This is a genomic window from Leptospira sp. B5-022, from assembly GCF_000347035.1.
Taxonomy (GTDB): Bacteria; Spirochaetota; Leptospiria; order Leptospirales; family Leptospiraceae; genus Leptospira_B; species Leptospira_B cinconiae.
Map to the genome: position 1 here is coordinate 43,707 of NZ_ANIJ01000023.1, position 19,624 is coordinate 63,330.

General features: G+C 41.9%; 17 protein-coding genes. 13 read left to right on the plus strand and 4 right to left on the minus strand.

Annotation, left to right across the window (positions count from 1 at the left end; all coding sequences use genetic code 11):
• Nucleotides 1-92 precede the first annotated feature (92 nt).
• Both LEP1GSC192_RS11795 and LEP1GSC192_RS11800 read right to left on the minus strand, forming a co-directional pair.
• A complete protein-coding gene (locus LEP1GSC192_RS11795; RefSeq protein WP_020770181.1) occupies nt 93-572 on the minus strand; it encodes a hypothetical protein in 480 nt (159 codons plus the stop codon).
• A complete protein-coding gene (locus tag LEP1GSC192_RS11800) occupies nt 569-751 on the minus strand; it encodes a hypothetical protein (protein ID WP_020770200.1) in 183 nt (60 codons plus the stop codon). The genes LEP1GSC192_RS11795 and LEP1GSC192_RS11800 overlap by 4 nt, the downstream gene beginning before the upstream one ends.
• Nucleotides 752-1,057: 306 nt before the next feature.
• On the opposite strand from LEP1GSC192_RS11800, the gene pyrB reads away from it, so the two are divergent.
• The 12 genes from pyrB (at nt 1,058) to LEP1GSC192_RS11860 (ending at nt 12,320) form a co-directional block, all read left to right on the plus strand.
• Nucleotides 1,058-1,984: an aspartate carbamoyltransferase gene (gene pyrB / locus LEP1GSC192_RS11805; protein WP_020770246.1), complete on the plus strand. Its 927-nt coding sequence runs from the start codon at nt 1,058-1,060 to the stop codon at nt 1,982-1,984.
• A gap of 10 nt (nt 1,985-1,994) precedes the next feature.
• Nucleotides 1,995-2,354 (plus strand): DUF2203 domain-containing protein, encoded by a 360-nt coding sequence (locus LEP1GSC192_RS11810; protein ID WP_020770201.1) that lies wholly within the window; start codon nt 1,995-1,997, stop codon nt 2,352-2,354.
• 4 nt (nt 2,355-2,358) lie between these two features.
• Nucleotides 2,359-3,585, plus strand: a complete 1,227-nt coding sequence (locus LEP1GSC192_RS11815) for an LL-diaminopimelate aminotransferase (RefSeq protein WP_020770228.1) — start codon at nt 2,359-2,361, stop codon at nt 3,583-3,585.
• A 199-nt stretch (nt 3,586-3,784) separates the two neighbouring features.
• Entirely contained in the window at nt 3,785-4,804 is a 1,020-nt protein-coding gene (locus LEP1GSC192_RS11820) for a hypothetical protein (protein WP_020770220.1), read from the plus strand.
• Entirely contained in the window at nt 4,804-5,460 is a 657-nt protein-coding gene (locus LEP1GSC192_RS11825; RefSeq protein WP_020770255.1) for a hypothetical protein, read from the plus strand. Before LEP1GSC192_RS11820 ends, LEP1GSC192_RS11825 begins: the two co-directional genes overlap by 1 nt.
• A 108-nt stretch (nt 5,461-5,568) precedes the next feature.
• On the plus strand, nt 5,569-6,690 hold the full coding sequence (locus LEP1GSC192_RS11830; protein WP_020770264.1) for a PAS domain-containing protein: 1,122 nt from the start codon (nt 5,569-5,571) through the stop codon (nt 6,688-6,690).
• A 208-nt stretch (nt 6,691-6,898) separates the two neighbouring features.
• Nucleotides 6,899-8,326, plus strand: coding sequence for a transcription termination factor Rho (gene rho / locus LEP1GSC192_RS11835; RefSeq protein ID WP_020770244.1), 1,428 nt, complete (start codon nt 6,899-6,901; stop codon nt 8,324-8,326).
• Nucleotides 8,327-8,346: 20 nt separating this feature from the next.
• Nucleotides 8,347-8,547, plus strand: a complete 201-nt coding sequence (rpmE, locus tag LEP1GSC192_RS11840; protein ID WP_008592280.1) for a 50S ribosomal protein L31 — start codon at nt 8,347-8,349, stop codon at nt 8,545-8,547.
• 377 nt (nt 8,548-8,924) lie between these two features.
• Nucleotides 8,925-9,719: a pentapeptide repeat-containing protein gene (locus tag LEP1GSC192_RS11845; RefSeq protein WP_020770233.1), complete on the plus strand. Its 795-nt coding sequence runs from the start codon at nt 8,925-8,927 to the stop codon at nt 9,717-9,719.
• Nucleotides 9,706-9,897, plus strand: coding sequence for a hypothetical protein (locus LEP1GSC192_RS11850; RefSeq protein ID WP_020770224.1), 192 nt, complete (start codon nt 9,706-9,708; stop codon nt 9,895-9,897). Before LEP1GSC192_RS11845 ends, LEP1GSC192_RS11850 begins: the two co-directional genes overlap by 14 nt.
• Nucleotides 9,898-10,033: 136 nt before the next feature.
• Nucleotides 10,034-10,351 (plus strand): hypothetical protein, encoded by a 318-nt coding sequence (locus LEP1GSC192_RS11855; protein ID WP_157186906.1) that lies wholly within the window; start codon nt 10,034-10,036, stop codon nt 10,349-10,351.
• Between the two features lie 43 nt (nt 10,352-10,394).
• The gene (locus LEP1GSC192_RS11860) at nt 10,395-12,320 is read left to right on the plus strand and encodes a triacylglycerol lipase (RefSeq protein ID WP_232421015.1); all 1,926 of its coding nucleotides are present in this window, start codon (nt 10,395-10,397) and stop codon (nt 12,318-12,320) included.
• A 602-nt stretch (nt 12,321-12,922) separates the two neighbouring features.
• Here the strand turns inward: LEP1GSC192_RS11860 and LEP1GSC192_RS11865 are convergent.
• Nucleotides 12,923-13,582: a TetR family transcriptional regulator gene (locus LEP1GSC192_RS11865; protein ID WP_020770245.1), complete on the minus strand. Its 660-nt coding sequence runs from the start codon at nt 13,580-13,582 to the stop codon at nt 12,923-12,925.
• Nucleotides 13,572-14,573 (minus strand): SDR family NAD(P)-dependent oxidoreductase, encoded by a 1,002-nt coding sequence (locus tag LEP1GSC192_RS11870; protein ID WP_020770252.1) that lies wholly within the window; start codon nt 14,571-14,573, stop codon nt 13,572-13,574. Before LEP1GSC192_RS11870 ends, LEP1GSC192_RS11865 begins: the two co-directional genes overlap by 11 nt.
• 685 nt (nt 14,574-15,258) lie before the next feature.
• Between LEP1GSC192_RS11870 and LEP1GSC192_RS11875 the strand changes: the two genes are divergently transcribed.
• On the plus strand, nt 15,259-19,590 hold the full coding sequence (locus LEP1GSC192_RS11875; protein ID WP_020770190.1) for an LIC12048 family lipoprotein: 4,332 nt from the start codon (nt 15,259-15,261) through the stop codon (nt 19,588-19,590).
• Nucleotides 19,591-19,624 lie beyond the last annotated feature (34 nt).

The window sequence follows — 19,624 nt, forward strand, 5'->3', positions numbered from 1 at the left end:
AACACCAAAAACTCTCTGTGAACTCAGTGTTCTCTGTGCGAGATGATTATACTTTGAATCTTTCTAAAGCCTGGTACTGAAACTTGATGATTTTAAGATCGATCTTGTTCTTCTAAAATTGCTTGGAGTTCTGCAATCGCTTCAAAGTCTTTTGGGCGACCGCTTGCTTTTTTAAGTTCGATCAGTTTTCGTAAACCGATACATTTACATTTTTGTCCAAAAATTTCCAGATCTATTGTGTCATTCTTTAAACTTTCGTAATTTCCACCGGGAACCTCTGCTAGAAGATCTATATCTCCTAGATCCGTACTTAAGGTGAAATTCAAGCCAGAAGAAAGAGTTCTTTCATCGAATTGAAAAGGTAAATTTGGAGGAGCTCCTCTTAGATATGGATGTAAGGAAGAAAACATTTCCGAAATCTTTTTGCGATTTTCAGAGGATCTAGAATAGATCAGATCAATGTCGGTAGTTAAACGGGAAGAACCGAAGGCAGTTGCCGCAAGACCTCCGATTAAAATATAATCTATCTCGGCATTCTCTAATAGTTCTAATATCTTCTCAAATTTTGTCATTTATGAGATTGCAGCCATTTCTTTCCTGCCCGTCTTGTTTCTTCGGCAACCTGTTGGAGTTCCTCCAATTTACGAATACGTTCCGTCGGTGTCAATTTTAGATTCTCCCGAATTAAGGTTCGATCTATATCATTCTTATATATATCTATAATTTCCTGGATGGAATCTTTCTCGGTCATAGAAAACTTGTACTAAAGATACTCTTTTACAAAGGTTGGGAAAGCTTTTTTTAAACGATTAAATCTCTTCACTAACCGGAATCGAAGCACCATTAAGAGGAAAGTCTCAGAGGATTAAGAGGCTCGGAGATATTTTCACACAGAGGCTCAGAGCCGCAGAGAGGATTTGAATTTTAGTTAACCCAACTCCGTGTCTTTGTGGCTTTGTGTGGGAAAAACGCTGTGTCTCTTTTTGACTCTGTATCTCTGTGCGAAACTCGCTAATTCTCTTGCCTCCGATCCAGGTCGGATCAATCTGTCCAGAAAATGGCGTACGAGCATAAGAATATCCTGGATACGGACCAGTTTTCCAAAGAGGATCTGGACTTTTTAGTCGAAAGAACTCGAGAGATGGAAAGGCTGGTGGAGCAAAATAAGGCCTTTGGGATCTTAGAAGGCAAACTTCTGGCATCTTTATTTTTCGAAGCTTCTACAAGAACCAGGCTTTCCTTCGAGGCCGCCATGGAAAGACTGGGTGGAAGGGTTATCTCCACTGTTGGTTTTCAATTTTCTTCCATCTCTAAGGGGGAAACCCTGTATGATACCATGAAAATGGTAGAGGCTTATGCAGACATAGCGGTCATCCGACATCCGGTAGAAGGTTCTTCTAGGATTGCGGCAGGTGCCGTAAAGATACCGGTCATCAATGCGGGAGATGGGGCAGGGCAACATCCTACTCAAGCGCTACTGGATCTATACACGATCATTTCCGAAAAAGGAAAATTGGACGGACTTACTCTTGCCTTCATCGGCGATCTAAAATACGGAAGAACGATACACAGTTTGATCAATCTTCTCCGCCATTATAAAGTTCACTTGTACCTGATTTCTCCGCCTGAGCTTGCGCTACCCGAGTCTTATAAGAAGGGGCTTGCAGGATTTCCCATCACTTTCGAAGAATCGGACGATATCAAAAAAGTTTGGGAATGCGACGTAGCCTACGTTACCCGCATCCAAGAAGAGAGATTTCCGGATCATAGGGAATACGAAAGATTAAAAGAATCCTTCAAGTTGAACAAAGAATTGATACTTGCATCCAAAAAAGAGACAACAGTGCTTCATCCTCTTCCAAGAGTGAACGAACTCTCTACGGATGTCGACGATCTTCCGAACGCGGCATATTTTCGTCAGGCAAAATACGGAGTGGTGAGCAGAATGACATTACTCTGCCTTTCGTTGGGCGTTCGTTTTTAAACGGAGTGGAATGGAACGTAAGATCTGGACATATGAAGAAGCTCGTAAAATCCTTCCCTATGTCCGATCCATCACGGAAGAATTTTACGAAACCGTGGGAAAGGTTCACCAAGAACTGAAAAACGGATTATACCAGGAGAATGAACAAGAAGCCAGAGAGACCAAAGTGGAAGAACTTCTGGTGGAATGGTCCGGAAAGATCCGAGAACTTGGTATAGAGGTCAAAGGGCTTTGGCTCGTGGACTTCGACAACGGAAAAGGTTATTATTGTTGGCATCTGGGAGAAGAGGATCTTCTTTTCGAACACGGATACGACGAGGGTTTTGCGGGACGCAAACCGATCCAAAACATAGACGAGGATTACGAATAATTCAATGGCGAATATAAACGAAAATTATCTGAAATTAAAAGCCGGGTACCTTTTCCCGGAGATAGCAAGAAGAGTAAAAGTTTATTCAGAAAAACATCCTAACGCGAAGATCATCCGATTAGGGATCGGTGACGTTACTCTTCCTTTGGCTCCTGCCGTTGTGGATGCGCTTGTTTCTGCATCGAAAGAAATGGGAACTCCGGAAGGATTCCATGGATACGGACCGGAGCAGGGATATTCTTTCTTACTCAAAGCAATTGCGGATAATGATTACGCTCCTCTTGGTGTAAAACTGGACGAGAGCGAAATTTTTGTATCCGACGGATCCAAATGTGACTGCGGAAATATCCAGGAAATATTCTCTGGGGACGCAAAAATCGCGATCGGTGATCCTGTATACCCTGTGTATGTTGATACAAACGTAATGGCAGGAAGAACGGGAGAAGCTGGACCTGACGGAAGATATGCTAACCTGATCTATATGCCTTCCACTAAAGAAAATGGATTCCAGCCTGATTTCCCGAAAGAAAGACCGGATCTGATCTATTTATGTTTTCCGAATAATCCCACCGGAACAGTTGCTTCTAAAGAATCTCTCAAAGCTTGGGTGGAATACGCGAAAAAGAATAATAGTATTATACTCTACGATTCCGCATACGAGGCATTCATTTCCGAACCGGGAGTTCCAAGATCCATTTACGAGGTAGAAGGAGCTAAAGAGGTCGCGATAGAATTTCGCTCCTTCTCCAAAACCGCAGGATTTACCGGACTTCGTTGCGCTTATATCGTAATTCCTAAAGAATTAAAGGGAAAAACAAAAGACGGTCAGGAAGTTTCGATCGGACAACTTTGGAGCAGAAGACATACTACCAAGTTCAACGGTGTTTCTTATGTGACTCAAAAAGCGGCAGAGGCAATCTACTCTCCTCAGGGCAAAAAAGAGATCCGCGCAAGTATCGATACTTATATGAGTAATGCCAAACTCATCCGAGAAGGATTGATCAAGGCGGGTTACGAAGTATTCGGCGGGGTGAACGCGCCTTATATCTGGCTCAAAACCCCGAATAATCTCAGCTCATGGGACTTCTTCGACCATTTATTGGATAAGGCCCAGGTGGTAGGAACTCCAGGCTCAGGTTTTGGACCGGCTGGAGAGGGTTACTTCAGACTTTCCGCCTTTGGCAAAAAAGACGACGTAATCGAAGCAATCCGCCGGATTAGTTCTCTTTAATTTTATCAAAATTTCGCACAGAGCTCACAGAGAACACGGAGGGGTTTCTTTCATGTAGGAACCGCCAAATCCTCTGTGATCTCCGTGGCCTCCGTGCGAACCTTAATCTCTGTGCGAACCAAAAAACCTGACTTAATTCCTCAAAAAAAGAGAATATACATTTCGAGACCCTGCCGATAGACTACTAGTAGGGAAAGCTATGGGTTCGAAATATACACGCATTCTTCTTTTATTATTCGCTGCGACGCCGATTTTTTTCACGGATAGGACTTACGCCGTTTCTCCCGACCAGACAAATCTCGCGATCCTGATAGATGAGAATAAAATAAATATAAAGTTCATCAATATTTGTGTGAGTAATCTTGCACCACCGTTGGAAGAAGGTGCGGGACCTAAATCCCAGGCAGGAGTGGCAACCGCTGCGGAGAATGCCCAATCGGGACAAAAGACAACGACCGGTGGGCAGGAAGAACTTTTCAAAAAATTGAATACTTTGGACAATTATAGATCCTTCAAAAAGGCAAACCAAGCGGACTTCAACGGAAATATGTGGTATTTCCAAAGTAATTACAGTTTATCTTATAAAAACCTGAAATCCGCCCAAGGGGAAATGAAAGATATTTTCCAGGTAGTTCACGAGAATTATATCAAAACCGCTCGTATTCTTTTGGAAGCCGCTTCTCCGATGATCATTCGTTCCAACGATAAGATCGCACAACATTTATTGAAGCTTGGTTTCCGAGATCTGAAATCTTCGGAGGACAATTTTACCAGCGCTTATAATTCTTCTCCGTACCAATTCAGAGTGAAGCTGGTCCTTTTCGGAGAAGGGATCAAGATCGCAAGAAGGGCCAGAAGATTCGCACTTCTTGCAATGATCGCATCTAAAACTCCGAATGACGATAAGCGTGAATTCCAGTTCGTGAACCTGGACGAGGTCAGAAATATCGCGGAAAAAGAAAATATTTCGGATTACGATCGTATCAGAAACACACTTATCGATTATATAGATAACGAATTACTCAGCCAAAAGATCGCTCCTCCCGGAGAAGGAAAGGACAATCCGGTAGATATACTGGAAGTCCACGACGATAATTATAGTTTTATCACGAATGGAAGAGTTTCTTTTTTAGAAAAAAGTAATGAAGAGATCCGGGTGGACGATATCAACAAAAAAGAAGCGCTACCTCCGGTTCCTCCGCAAGGAGGGAGCAACTAATGGATCTTCCGACTCCTGCCGAGATCATTTCCCTGAGAGTAAAGGGAAGGGGGTTTTGGAAATGGCTGGTAGTATTTTCCGTACTCGCGGCTACAATTCTGGCAGGAAGGATCTATTCTTCTCAGTCCACACAAGGATTCAGAGAAAGAAAAAAATCAGTGGATTCGAAAGTTAGGATACTAAGAGAGATCGGAAATTCTTTCGAATCTTCGGAACTCAAAAAAGATCTGCAAAAAATAGAAAATTATTCCGCAGACCTGAACTCCGCTTCCAAAGCGGGAAGTATTCAGGAAAAGACGGATAGCCTAGCGTTGCTCGAAAGAGCGTTGCCTGAATCCATGAAACGTTGGTCCGAATTTGCGGAAACTTCTTCCGATAAATTACTCCAACATGTGGCAAAAGAATCCCGTTTTTTAAAAATGGAATCCGAAGATCGTCATCCGCTTACCGCCAAGGAAGAAGAGAAGGCAAACGATTACTTTAGAATGGCAAGAGAGGAATGGCTTTCCGGAAATAAATTCCGTCGAGATGGCAATCATCTTTACGCATTAGTTCTATATAAGAGATCTTTAAAATACTCCCTTTCCAGCTTGAAAGTATCCAAACTTCCTTATCCCGAAGAATACCGCAAAGCTGCAGACCGCCTCATTAAGTAATAGTCTCAAATCAAAAAAACTATCCTAAGCGCAGAAAAAAGTAGAGGAATTTTCTCGGTTAGGCTTCAAAAGAAGTCATTCGGGAGGAAAATTATCCTCCTTCTTCCAATGAGAATCGAAGTTTTATATAAATTTTTTCTCTATAGCCCTGCCAGTCATTTACCTGTTTGGGAAGAAGGAAAAGGTATACTAGGATTACTCCCTAAAGAAAGAGTTTTAATGGAACTTGCGGACTTAAGCGCTTCCGAAAGGGAGTTCGAAAGGATCCCTGAAGAGTTTCTTATCCGAGAAATTCCGGAAACCGTTCTTGCATTTTTCCAAAAACAAAGGGCAATACCTGTTCTAGGTCCCTTGGGAGAAAAATTAGAAGACTGGGACAAGCCCAGGTTTCTCGCAGAACTGAGTAGATCGTCTTGGATGGCAAAGGAGACGGAAAAACCAAAACCTTCTCCGCAAAAAACGGAAGAAGAAAAAGAGAAACAAAACCAGTGGTTTATGGAAGTACTTCTCCAAAACTTTCCGGATGGACTGATTGCTACAGACCTGGATGGACATACCGTATTTTATAACGAAACGTTCGAAAAAGAGATACTGGTCAAAAAATGGTTTAGAGACAGTATTCTTCAGGCGGAAAAACTTCTGAAAGAAATGTCCAAAGACCTACTGGGAAATTATCTCAAGACCCACGAGTTAAGATTGGAAGAAGGTAGACTTTCCGTTCAGACATTTCTTCCCGATCTGGATTCCATCGTTAGAGTATCTATCCTAAAACAAAAAGGAAAACCTCTGGGTTATCTGTATCATTTCTCCCCGGCTTCCGCAAAACTAAACAGCCAAGACGGAGAAGGGATGGAATTCCCTTCCGTTACGGAAGCGTTCAATCAAAAACTTCCTCTAGAGACCGTATTAAAGGAAGTGGAAGGAAGTTATATTTACCATACACTCAAAAGAAACCAAGAGAACGTTTCCCATGCAGCTTTGGATCTGGGAGTACCAAGAACCACATTACAAAATAGAATTAAGTTTTTGGATCTAACGGGTAGGTTTAAATTGAATAAGGACCAGCCGATTCCTAGGAAAAAAACCGGTAAACAAACTTCGACCAAGAAGACTGTTCCACAAACAAACAAACCTGCAATCGCGGAATCCAAAACTAAACCGGCTTCTAAAAAAAAGTCGGTAAGTTCGAAGAAAAAATCCGCGTCTAAAAAAAGGACAAAGCAAAAATAAAATCCTTGACAGAGCCTGTAATCTGGAAATAGTCCACATTAAGAGCCGACCCTTTCCTCTCTTCCGAGCAGATCGTTCGTTTGAAAAAATAAGGGATTCCCCGGTCGCTTAAAAAAGAACCGACTACCCGGACCCTTCAAAACCCGCTCTTAATCGAATAAAAATGAATACAGGAAGGTTCTCCTTCCAAATCCAATAACGGTATTCCATGGCTAACCCAAGACGAGACTCCAAGCCCCGAAACAACTATCAAAACAACAATAACGACTCTTCCAACGATACAAACGAAGAAGAACCGAATTTACCGGAAGATGATCCGGAAACGGCGGAGATTCGTTCCCGAAAAAGACGTCGGGGTTCCTATGAGGGACCTACGCCCGCTCCTATAGATCTAGTAGCGCTCAAAAAAACATCCATTGCGGAACTGATCGAAGTCGCTAAAAACCTTGGCGTAGAGAATACAGGCGGACTAAAAAAGCAAAACTTAATATTCGCCATCCTACAGGCCCAAGCAGAGAGAGAAGGACAGGTCCATGCAGCGGGGGTAATGGAAAGATTACCCGATGGATACGGTTTCCTAAGGTCTCCCGATTATAACTATGTTCCGGGACCGGACGATATTTATGTGTCTCCTTCTCAGATCAAATTATTCGGGCTCAGGACCGGAGACACTGTAGAAGGTCAGATCCGTCCACCGAAAGAATCCGAAAGATTCTTCGCGATGCTCCGTGTAGAAACCGTAAACGGTTATACACCGGACGTAGCAAGCAAACGTGCGTTATTCGACAACTTAACTCCGCTATATCCGAACGAAAGATTGAGAATGGAACATGATCCTTCTCAACTCGATACAAGGATCGTAGATCTAATGTGTCCGATCGGAAAAGGACAAAGAGCACTGATTGTTGCGCCACCTAGAACAGGTAAAACGATCCTGATGCAAAACGTAGCCAATGCGATCACAAGCAATCACCCAGAAGTTACTTTGATCGTTCTACTCATTGACGAGCGTCCGGAAGAAGTGACCGATATGGCCCGTAATGTAAGAGGTGAAGTGGTCAGCTCGACATTCGACGAACCTGCTACCCGCCACGTACAAGTTGCGGAGATGGTGATCGAAAAGGCAAAACGTCTTGTGGAACATGGAAGAGATGTGGTCATTCTACTCGACTCCATCACCCGTTTAGCTCGCGCTTATAACCAGGTCATTCCGACTTCCGGAAAAATACTCTCCGGAGGTGTGGACTCAAACGCACTTCACAAACCGAAACGATTCTTTGGTGCCGCTCGAAATATCGAAGAGGGTGGATCTCTCACGATCATCGCAACGGCGCTCGTGGATACCGGATCCAAAATGGACGAGGTCATCTTCGAAGAATTCAAAGGTACCGGTAATATGGAAATCCACCTGGACAGAAAACTCTCCGACAAGCGGATTTTCCCGGCAATTGATATCAATAAGTCCGGAACCAGGAAGGAAGAACTTCTACTACCTAAGGAAACCCTTCAGAAGGTCTTTGTTCTCCGAAAAGTGCTTTCTCCCATGAGCATCACAGAAAGCATGGAATTATTACTCGAGAAGATGAGGCAGTCTAAGACTAACGAGGCTTTCTTGGGTAGCATGAACGCCCAATAGGCTTTGGAAAAGGGGACAACATGAAAACAGACATCCATCCTAAATACGCTGACGCCAAAATTCGCTGCGCTTGTGGGGCAGTTTACGAGACTCGCACTACGGTCGGAGACATCCACGTGGAAATTTGCTCCAACTGCCACCCATACTTCACCGGAAAATCCAAAATTCTGGATACAACCGGTCGAGTGGACAAGTTCAAGAAAAAATACAAAATCTCCTAATCGACTTTGGGAGAGATTCGAGTGCAAGGTGGTTTGCTATCTATCGATAGCACCAACTTGCCTTCAGCAGTCGTCTTCTCGTTCCAAGGGGTTTTCATTCAAGCGTATCGAGTCCGGCAAAAATTTTGCCTCCTTCCGTTCGGCAACCCTTCGGGTTTTTCGCTCCCTACGGGTCGCTCAAAAGGGTCGCTGCGAAGGGGGCGTCCCCTTCGCACTTAGTGCGAAGGTCGGGCTTCTCCGGGCTGCGCTTGCGCTCCGGTCGCTTCGCGACTGCTACGCACTCTTCGGATCCCTGACGCGGACAAAAAAGAAATCTTCCTTCCTAAAAGTGCTTTCCTGCGCTATCAACAAAGTCTAATCTAAGAAAGGCAATCATCATGTCAGTAATGGATTTTAACAGATACAAAGAGATCAACGACCAAAGGTTGAACTATAGAGAAATGGAAGATGCAACCGTGGTTTCCAATTATCGGAACGTTGGTTGTGGAGACGGGTATCGTATTTATCTCAAGATAGACGAAAACAGAAAAGTCACCGACGCAAGTTATACTACCACTGGTTGTGGGTTCGGGATCGTTGCACTTGCAATGGCCACAGAGATCGCAAAAGGAAAATCCATAGACGAACTAAAAAACGTCACTGTAGACGACGTTGAAAAACAATTCGAGTTCCCGGAACGCAGAAAAAATTATCCTGAATCTGCAGTAGCTGCTCTCCAACAAGCGATCCATGATTACGAAACCGGAGCGGGAGTCCCGAAGGAAAGAAGGATTACTGCTGCCAAAGCAAAAGAAATACTCTCCCAAAAAGGAAACCTAAGAGGAGAGGATCTATCTTCTATCATATTAGAAAAAGAAGATTTACATGGCGTGGATTTTTCCGGAGCGAATCTAAATAATGCATTCTTAACCAATTGTAATTTTTCGGGTGCTAATTTCGAAGGAGCACGACTTCGTGGTGCATTCTTGAATGGAGCGGACCTAACAGGCGCCAATCTAAAAGGTGTGGATCTACGCTGGGCAAAACTTGCAGGAGCCAAGATCGAAGGTGCGGACTTTACCGATGCAGTCTACGATATAGGCACTCGAGTGGACCAAAGACAAATACATATTTTCTCTTCCATGAAGAAGGAAGGAAAAGATATCTATATGGAGAAACATGAAGCCGGGTGATAAAGCTAAACTGATCAAAAGAAGTTTTCTTTTAAAAGGAGTGATCGTACTTACCGGCGCTCAAGTAGAGATCCAGGAAATCAACGGAGACAAGGTGTCCGTTCTTTATAACGATCGGGAAGGTTACCCACACACGATCGAAGATCTCACTCTCGCGGATCTAGCACCGATTAAATAAAACTCTGTCGCGCTTGCGACTTTGCGCAAAAATTCTCAGTGTCTCTTAAAACTCTGCGCCTAACACGGATCTAGTTTTAAATCTGCTTTACAAATCGACAGGAAAGTTTTAAGTTCCTCGCGGAGAAATTAGAGAGATGATACAAAGAACACTCATTATTATGCTATTGGCTGTGGTTACTTCTATATCCGCAATATCCTGTTCTTGGATGGACGATGTTCCGATCCTCACCTGGTTTGTGGATGACGACGAGGAAGAAAGAGAAGAGTTTCATGACCTTTTGGTATTGATAGCGATTGCTTCAAATAGAGGTAATAACGGAAATTTGACCGTAGAAAATCTGGAAGTAAAAACAAAAGTCGCTTCTTTATCCGATACAAACAGGGCAGCATTCTGCTCCTTATTGCAAACTCAAAACAAAAAAGATTTCCAAAATTACTGTTTGAATCCTTAAGAGAGTTCGAACAGAGTTCAAAAAGAACACGGAGTTAGGTCACATGGGTAAAACTTTTCGTAACTCCTTTAACCTCGGTGGCCTCCGTGTTCTCCGTACGAAAAAAAACGTTTTGCAAAAGTTTTTCATTCTAGGCCTTGCTTTCTTCTTCCAATGTACAACGGCAACATATTCCACAATTTCCTATTCAAAATACGAACAGATTCGTACTGTTCGTGAAAACGCGATCTCTTCCAAAAATTTAAGTCTGATCACGACTCGTTTTTTAAAAAGTAACGATCTATACAAAAGATACCAAGAAACTCCGCAGGTAGTCATCTACGATTTGGACAATCGTTTAGTGGCGATAAAAACCAGAGAACTTGCGTATTATCTGTCCGAATTATGTTATCATGCCGGATCGGACCTGGATCTGGAAGATCCAATGTTTGCAAGAATGTTCGCTTCTTCTTTAGTGTACTCCTATACATATTTATTCGATAAGAAGGCGATCCCGGCTGCGGATCCTTTCTCAATGGAATTTAGGTTTGCACTTGAAACATACAATAGATCACTCGCACAATTAGTTCGATTTGCCAAAAAGAATAGAAAACTTGCCAATCTAACGGACTTAAGTCTTCCGCTCATAAGAGGAACTCTTTCCATGACTAAAGCGGAAGTGGATACCGCTTGGACGCCAAAAAATTTTTTGGAAGTAGAAGTCGCTTACGATTATAAGAACGGAGGATTTTCCAATCAAATCAGTAAATTCGGGATAGGAACTCCTTTAATTCTCATCCGAAAACATCCCGAAAAAGAACCTATCGAAAGAAGAAAATACGAATTCGTAGCGGGCGTAGGCCAGGCTTATCCCGGAACGGCTCTTGTAACATTGGAAGAATCTTATTTAGAAAATCGTAATTTAAATCTGAAGGCGATCATACATCTGTATGATCCGGTTCATAGGGACCGGGTCCAATTTTCCGGATTAGATCTGCCGATGGAGAGCGATACAACCACTCCGCTTGCATATATGTTATCGGGAGCGGAAAAGAGGGACGGATTTTTCGCTAAGTTTGACGGAGAGGAAGCCTTGCAACGAAAGGGGCTTTATCTGGTCTATCCTTATAGAAAAGGAAAGATACCTGTGGTGTTTGTGCACGGTCTTGCTTCTTCTCCATTTATATGGTTTCCCATGATTAACGAACTTTTAGCGGATCCTAAGATCAAGGACAATTACCAATTTTGGGTCTACTGGTATCCTACGGGAAATCCGATCACCTTTTCCGCGGCGGATTTTAGGGATACACTTCGAGACCTGCGAAAGACGTACGATCCAAAGGAAGTAGATTCCTCTTTTGATAAGATGATGATCGTAGGTCATAGTATGGGTGGACTTCTTTCCAAGCTGACGGTGACCAGAAGTAAAAAAGAAGATTGGATGAAAGTTGCTAACGTTCCCCCCGAAAAATTCGATTCTTTGAATTCCGAATCCAAGGAAGAGGTTCGACGAGTATTCGATTTTAAACCATTACCTTTTGTGAAAAGGGTAGTATTTATAGCTACACCTCATAGAGGTTCCAATCTTGCCGAAGGATTTTTGGCTTCTATCGCTAGGATCTTGTTCGTTCTTCCTAAAGGTGCTCTTAATAATATAGGAAAAGTTTATAAGTTTTTAACCTTAGACTCCGAGGAAGAGTCCATTCTTCCGGAAACCTATGGAGTGGATGGGCTTTCTCCGAACAGCTTATTCATGAAGGTAACCGGAGAATTAAAACCGGAAGTTCCGTTCCATTCTATTATAGGGAATTCTAAGTTTAGGGATTTGGAATGGATCAACGATTCCGTAATATCTTACGATAGCTCTCATTTGGACGGGGCCGAGTCCGAAATCCTGATCGATTCGGATCATTCTGTCCAAGATTACATGCCTACGATTATAGAGATCAAAAGGATTCTCTGGGAACATTCAGGGATTTCCGGAAGATAGATCGCCCTCCTTTATTGTGTACTAATAATATTCTAAAAATTTTGTTCTTATTGGTTTGTTCGATTTTGTTGCGGTAAAATTGAGTATGTAATTTGGTATATAACGTATTACTTATATACAATTTGGGATAAAAATTATTTTTGTAAAAAATAAACAAATTCATTTGCTTTGGAGTTGGGGTCGCTTTTTATTCGAAAAAAAGCGAGATATTAGCTAAGTTAAGAATTTTTGTGTCTGTATTGTTGGTGCTTAGCGTTAGTTTTGATAGTACTTCTTGTTCGGATCTTGATGATCTAAATCCGTTTAACACCGTTGATGATAAGGGGGCTATGAATAACTTTATTAAACTTTGATTTATCGTAGTTGCGACCGGGCAAGCCATGGCAAATAACCCTCCGCCTTGGTCTCCTACCTCTACAAATGTGGAAGATGCGAGGGCTGAGTGGAATAAATTAGATCCTGCTAAAAAGCAGAGGCTTGTGCAATCGCATTTGCCAGTGGGGAGAAACCTCCTGCGGAGCTTTGTACGAAATAGAAAGCGAATTAACTCGGATCGGTGGCGTGGCGGAATTTCCTTGGTCAGCACGTTGCCGGTCTTTTCTTTAAGAATTCATTCCTTTCCATAACCAATCAAAGGACTCGGAAAATACCTGATCCAAATCTCCTTCTAAGAGCCAAAGGTTCTTATTTCGGAATGCCTCTTTTACTTCTTTGGGAGGATTGTGATGCTGCCAAAGCATCAATGCTAAAAAATAAAAACGTAATATAAATTTTCTGGCATTCGAGATCGTAAGTCCGGTTTCTCTGGAAAGCCAGATTCTTGCCAGTTCGTCCATTCCATCGGAAGTGTTCTTTTTGAATTCGTATAAAAAGGCACGGTCCACATTACTTTCTAAAATTCCGGGTATTATAAGGCCTACAAACATGAAAGTTTCGTTTTTGGAAAACTGATGAATGATCTTCTCCTTTAGTTTCGCTAAAGAATATTCGGGGCCTTGTAGTAACTCCGCCATTTCCTTAAAAAATAATTCCGTTTCCTGTAAATGAAGAGTAAGAAAAATTTCTTCTCTCGTTTTGAAATAAAAATAGATCACACCCTTTGTGACTCCTGCGGCCTCCGCAATCTCCTGGGTGCTGGGCAGCGGATGTTTTTGTTTCACCAGAAGCTTCCGCAAAGCAGCCACAATGGACTGCTTTCGGATCTCTTTTTCTTCCGGCCTTCTGGCTCTTTTTTTATCCACTCTCAGGAAACTATACGGCACCCGACAACATCCAGTCAACTGTCTCTTGCAGAGATTTTTTGATAGGCATAGGCTTCCATTGGAATTCCTTTGCTAATCGATCCGAATCGTACTCCTGTTTTCTTTGGAGATAATCTTGCACTATCTCCGAGTTGATCTGTCTATCCAAACCTGTGACTGCATGTTTGAAAGCATCCAGATAAGGCATGATACGAACGATAAAAGAAGGAAGTTCCTTTCCGGTCGTTTTTGCCTTTGGATGGATCTCCTTAACTAGTTTGCAAATTTGAGAAACGGAAAAAGTTTCCCCGGTTGCGATATATCTTCCTTGTGCGGAGGGATTTTCATAGGCAAGGATATGCGCCATCGCAACATCTCTCACATCCACATAGGAGAAAGTCATCTTCGGTGCGAAAGGAAGTTGTCCTTTTAGGATGTCTTGGATTAGCTTTAAAGAAGAAGTTGGTTGAGTGAACTGGGGACCCAAAATGGTACCAGGTAGGACAGTCACTAAGTTTAAGCCCAATTGTTTCGAAAGTTCCCAGGCCAGTTTTTCGGATTTGGTCTTGGATATTGCATAAGGTTCTTTCGCTGAATCATTCCAAGCGGATTCATTCAGAGGAGGTTCTCCTTCTGCAATTGTGCCCACTGCTGCAATGCTGGAAGTATAAATGATCTTTTTAATCCCCGCTTTATAGGCTTCTTCCAGAATATTTCTGGTTCCGTTAATATTCGGTTCCACTACTTCTTTCCACGGATCTTTAGCTGTCAGGTTGAACGCTGCTGCTACTTGAAACAGACCATCCTGTCCTTGGAGAACCTTGCGAAGAGATTCTCTATCTCCCAAATCCGCGGAGACCAGTTTCACTCCTAACTTTTTCAGGTTGGCTGTCTTCTTTGCATCATTCGAATCTCGGACCGCAGCCGTTACTTCATAACCTCTTTCTTGAAGAAGTTTTACTAAAGAAAAACCTAAGTGTCCATTTGCACCCGTTACCAATACTTTTTGCATGAGTTCCTACCTCGTTAATTAATATACTATTAGACATTAAATAATATACTACTGGTAAATTATATAGCAAAAACTAATGAGGAAGGAGAAACGTTTGAAAATCTTCATTGCTGTCAATTTGGCAGTATTGGGAGAAAATTGTTATTGGAGCAACGATAGAAACAGAATCCGAGTGGTTTTATATAAATAGTCTCTGGAACAGAAAGCAGAATCGTATTCGGACTATCGAAATATCAATAGGAAGAAAGGAGTAATTTATACAGCGGATGGTAGGGAAGGAGTTTCTGAAAATATAAATATTATTTAATTAATATATTATGAATACTTAATTATCAATGAGAAATATAATTTGTTATTACGGCCAATAAGTATATAAAATAAATATAATATTAACTTTATTTGCTTATCCCATTTGGGATATGATTAATTTTCACTTTTTCCAAAAAGGTTCCAAGATTTATTCTTTACTAAGCGAAATTCTTTCCCTTAAGTGACGGAGAAAAGATGGAGCAATAATAAGTTTCCATATCTGACTTTGAGATGTGTGTAGATGGATTATCTCTATCTATATTCATATTTCATAAATAACTATTATCATTATGCGGGTAATGGTTAGATTTTAAACCTGTCATTCTTTGGTTTGTATGGGTTTGGACGAAGTCATGCGAAAATAGGGAGGAAGTGAATGAAAAGTTTAGTAAATCGGAATGTTTTTGGGATCGGATTCGTTTTAATCTTAGTTCTTACCTTTTTTTCCTGCTTAGGTGATTGGGGATTCAGTAGTAGGGATGTAAATCTCTCTCGGGCGACCTGGTTAGTTACTCAGAAAGTTCCCCTGGTTGTGGACAAGGGAGGAACCGGTGCCCCAGGAGTTGTTACACCTGTTAATAATTTATTCTTACTGCCTCCGGGAACGAAAGTAAGTGCGCAGGCATTAGGTGGCACAATTGATCCAACAGGCACTACTATCTTAAATGATTTTGATGGAGACGGAATTTTAAATATTCATGAAACCACTACCAATATTTGGGTGGCAGATTATCCGGATATAGACACAGTTATCGCCCCTCCGGTGACTATGAAGATCGAAATCCAAGAAAATTCCGTCGGAGTGCAGGACGAAATTATAAGCGAGATCAACTCCGATGATTTCGAATCTACAAAAGTGAATGGCTCCGAAAAAATCCACCAAAAGGAAGTGAACCTTAGAACGGTTCAGTATGTTGATAAATTTTCAAGTTCTCTTTCTTTGGGGCAATCTACAGGAAGCAGCAGTAATTATGGAGCGAGTATCGGCGCTTCTAGTATTGGTCCTCAGCTAGGATTATCTTACGGCACGAGTAGTTCGAATAGTTACAATGTTGCCAATTCGATCAGCGTAGAAACCACCAAATGGAGAGATAAACCTTTTAAGAACGATCTGGATCGCGACGCGTGGAGTTTGAAATCGGAGGCCACTGGAAAGAAAGCCAGAAAATATCGATCGGAAAAAACTTCTAAAATCAACACCACTTCAAAGGTGGATGCAGATGCAGGTTATGTAAGAGCTGCATTATATATTAAAAACCAGTCGGTAAATATGCCTGTTAAACTTAAAAACATACTTTGTTCTTTAATGTTCGAAACGGGAGATGGAGATTTAATTCCTGTCACAAGTTTTAAACTTCTCAACCAGGATTATAGTCCTTTCGAAGTGGAAGTTTACGGTGGTTCTGAATTCGGTCCTTATGTGATTGAAGTAAATAAGCTCAATAGGGTGGAAGTTGAGAAGGCTATTACGGCCGGATATAATCCTAAAATTTTCATTGTCGATTACGAAATGACTCATGTCGCCGATTCCAATTATAGATCTGCGCTTCTTAACTTTACAGGCGATAATTTAAAAATAGTAGAGGAGAATGCAAAAGGACGTACGGGGCTTGTAAAGATTTACGGGCCGAATATTAGAGAGTCTTTTAGAGTGGCTGCTTTTGATACTCCGGGAAATGCGGATCCATGTACTACTGCCTCCGCTTCGACTTTATCCCCAGGTATCACACTGCAAAAAGTTTTGAGTCGGATCGCATGTTCCGGAATAGAAATAAAATATCAAGATTATATAGTCGATTTTTCCGAGTTTGCCCCTGCGCTTGCACAATCCAGAACTCATATAAAAGGAATTAAATCGATCGGCGGTGTTGAAAATACGATTCCTTGCGATATGGTTACTTCTACAGGTTCTGATGGAGTAAGTAGAACGGCTTGCGCACAACGTCCATTTTCCTCTTGGACGGAGGAGCAAAAAAATGCCGCCGGAGTTTGGACAATTTTTTCTAACGGTAAATATTACGAATTCACTGAATACTTTAAGGACGGTCAGGCAATTCGTTATTTCGATCCTACAAGTCCTAGGAAAGCCCCGATGCTCAAAGGGACGGACTCTATCGTTTGGGCTGGAGATTATTTCGATATAGTTTATATTTCCGTAAAAGATTTTATTAAACAAGAGGAGTATTTCGGTACTAATCCTCTCGTCACAAATGCTTCTTTTAAAATGAACACTGCCTGGGATCTGCCTGCCTTGGGTGAGAATCCTTATTATCCTGCGACTAAATCCACTTACCTAGGTTCCGCCGGTTTTGGGGAACAAATCGAACTCAACATTAAGCTGGATAAAACAAGGTATCTAAAACCTAATTTTGGTCTTCCCGAGAATGCAGGAGCATTCCAATATTTCTGGGACTTTAAATACGATCTAAATAGGCCGGTAACTTCTAATTTATACGATATTACTCAAGCTGCTGATTTTGAGATTAGTATGAGTTTAGGCGGAACAAGAACGGACTGGATCCATATCGAAAAAGGAATTCTCCCGATCGGAAACGATAATTATAAAATCGAATCCTGCGGAAAGACCTACAGATTGGCCGAACAGACATTTACGATCTGTTTAAGACTTCCTAATTTACATTCTTCATTAGATATTAATAATACAATTATAGATTTGTATTTGCGCCCTTCTTTGAATACTGCGTATAGAAATACAGTTTGGCCTCTTCCTTATACGGAAGTTAAGAAAATGCGCGGAGAGTTAGGAGCTCCTACGGTTACAGGAAGTTTTTCTATTCAAGTAGCTAATCTTAGCGGTATTATGGAATTAGGGGATATTATACAGATAGAAGGCGATTCTACACCTTATACAATCGTTGGACCTGCACCTACCGTCGATTCGGAAGGAGTTTATACGGTTAATGTGGATACTGCGATCCGTCCCGACATTAAGAAGAAAACGACTAGAGTTTATATTAACGGAAATTTAACAGGACCAGATGTTCGCTTGGCTGTAGATAACGGTTTTTATACGGAATGGACTACGCATGTAAATACGAATTTTCAAGCGGGCAATTATAATGCTGCTCAATTTAATACTCCATTCTTATCGACGAATGCGGTAAATTGCAATACGGTAAACAACATGTTTCATCCTGCGGCTTGTCTGGGCTTCACTCCTGATTATAATGCGGTGAATTGGATGGGCGTATTTAACCAAGGAGTGGCTGCTTGGAATTCATGGGCAGATGGAGGAAATTTCCAAGGATTCCTTGCAAACGGACTTCTTAGATTACCTGTCGCTAGCGGGAAATCCTATCGTTTAGAATCAAGTAATAATGATTATTTAATAAACGAAAACGTAGGTGTTACTACGCTTTCCGAACCTAAAACAGTCTCGCAAGGTGATATTGCGCTCGCCGTTTGGAAGCAAGACAGCAATTTACGCGGTAAATTTTATCAAATTTCGACCGGATCTCCTCCTCCGGGCGCAACTACTTCTTTTCAAATCAATTCGGTAAATAATTCCGTTACCGGGCGATTCAAATTAAAAGTATTGAATGGAAGAGCGGTAATCGCCTGGGAGAACAATGCAAACATTGTGATAGCTGCTAGGGACATGACCAGTTTTGCAGCAATCGGTACAGAGCAGCTTGTTACGACAAGATTATCTAGCGGAACTGCAAATTTTGCACTCGCTATGGGCTTGAATAGGGCATTCGTTTTTTGGATCAACGGTTTTCCTAACGCGTATTCCATACGCGGTCAACTTTTTGATCTAAGCTCAGGAGCTATAACAGCTGTCGGTTCCAATTTTATAACTTCTACCGGGGGAGGTAATTTACCTTATATAGATGCTGACGGGGGAGGAGGGGATCGAGTTGTAGTCGGATACGTCTATAGTAACTGGGTGGATCGTTGGTACGTAATTAATACATCGATGTATGATTGTAATACAGGACTTGCTATAGGTCCGCCAAAGCTCGTAATTTTTCACCCTGGTGGAGGCTTTATTTGGAATTTTTGGGTCAAGGCGACCGATCAAAGCGCTCTTTCTATTTGGAAAAGATCAGATAATGCTCTTATTGGGAGAGGGATGGCTGTCCACGATATTAGCCCATCGATTTTAGGAGGAGCTCTTTTAGGCCCCGGCAACTTTACATTAGATACGAATGTTTTAGAAGCAGATTTACAAGTTTCCGGAAACTGGGGGCTCGTATCCTACTCAAGCACAAGGAATAAAAGTGTGTATTTAAGAGTTGTTGATATGCTTGAGGGAGCATTGCAGTATGGCGGCACTCCATTTAGTATGGAATCATCCACGAAATCTACGGGAGTGCAAAGTCGTAAGCCAAGATATACTGCACTACATGATAATACGATTATCAGCCTATGGGAACATGAAGAATCTTCTAAAAAGACGATTCGTGGAAGAACGATCACTCTTTCTCCCGCTCTTGCATTAAAAGGACCGGGAGAATTTTTCCTGAGCACCACAAATTTTGGAAATCAAAGCGGTCCAGGCATAGTGTTAAACGGAACTTCCGGTTTTGCGGCTTGGTGGTCCCAGGATGCGACACAACAAAATATCCGCGGATTTAACGTTGATATTCTAAATCCGGGAGCCTTACAATACGGTTTAAATAACTTTTTCGTCGCTCCTTTGATCGAAAGAGATTATACCATTTGGTCTAGAGTTAGATTTTAATTAAATTATTTCACTCGTATTGGCTATCTGTATA

What these genes read in the sequence shown, in the direction of transcription:
- LEP1GSC192_RS11795 (WP_020770181.1), bottom strand. Translation starts at nt 572, where the DNA reads ATGACAAAATTTGAGAAGATATTAGAACTATTAGAGAATGCCGAGATA.
- LEP1GSC192_RS11800 (WP_020770200.1), bottom strand. Translation starts at nt 751, where the DNA reads ATGACCGAGAAAGATTCCATCCAGGAAATTATAGATATATATAAGAAT.
- pyrB (WP_020770246.1), top strand. Translation starts at nt 1,058, where the DNA reads ATGGCGTACGAGCATAAGAATATCCTGGATACGGACCAGTTTTCCAAA.
- LEP1GSC192_RS11810 (WP_020770201.1), top strand. Translation starts at nt 1,995, where the DNA reads ATGGAACGTAAGATCTGGACATATGAAGAAGCTCGTAAAATCCTTCCC.
- LEP1GSC192_RS11815 (WP_020770228.1), top strand. Translation starts at nt 2,359, where the DNA reads ATGGCGAATATAAACGAAAATTATCTGAAATTAAAAGCCGGGTACCTT.
- LEP1GSC192_RS11820 (WP_020770220.1), top strand. Translation starts at nt 3,785, where the DNA reads ATGGGTTCGAAATATACACGCATTCTTCTTTTATTATTCGCTGCGACG.
- LEP1GSC192_RS11825 (WP_020770255.1), top strand. Translation starts at nt 4,804, where the DNA reads ATGGATCTTCCGACTCCTGCCGAGATCATTTCCCTGAGAGTAAAGGGA.
- LEP1GSC192_RS11830 (WP_020770264.1), top strand. Translation starts at nt 5,569, where the DNA reads ATGAGAATCGAAGTTTTATATAAATTTTTTCTCTATAGCCCTGCCAGT.
- rho (WP_020770244.1), top strand. Translation starts at nt 6,899, where the DNA reads ATGGCTAACCCAAGACGAGACTCCAAGCCCCGAAACAACTATCAAAAC.
- rpmE (WP_008592280.1), top strand. Translation starts at nt 8,347, where the DNA reads ATGAAAACAGACATCCATCCTAAATACGCTGACGCCAAAATTCGCTGC.
- LEP1GSC192_RS11845 (WP_020770233.1), top strand. Translation starts at nt 8,925, where the DNA reads ATGTCAGTAATGGATTTTAACAGATACAAAGAGATCAACGACCAAAGG.
- LEP1GSC192_RS11850 (WP_020770224.1), top strand. Translation starts at nt 9,706, where the DNA reads ATGAAGCCGGGTGATAAAGCTAAACTGATCAAAAGAAGTTTTCTTTTA.
- LEP1GSC192_RS11855 (WP_157186906.1), top strand. Translation starts at nt 10,034, where the DNA reads ATGATACAAAGAACACTCATTATTATGCTATTGGCTGTGGTTACTTCT.
- LEP1GSC192_RS11860 (WP_232421015.1), top strand. Translation starts at nt 10,395, where the DNA reads ATGGGTAAAACTTTTCGTAACTCCTTTAACCTCGGTGGCCTCCGTGTT.
- LEP1GSC192_RS11870 (WP_020770252.1), bottom strand. Translation starts at nt 14,573, where the DNA reads ATGCAAAAAGTATTGGTAACGGGTGCAAATGGACACTTAGGTTTTTCT.
- LEP1GSC192_RS11875 (WP_020770190.1), top strand. Translation starts at nt 15,259, where the DNA reads ATGAAAAGTTTAGTAAATCGGAATGTTTTTGGGATCGGATTCGTTTTA.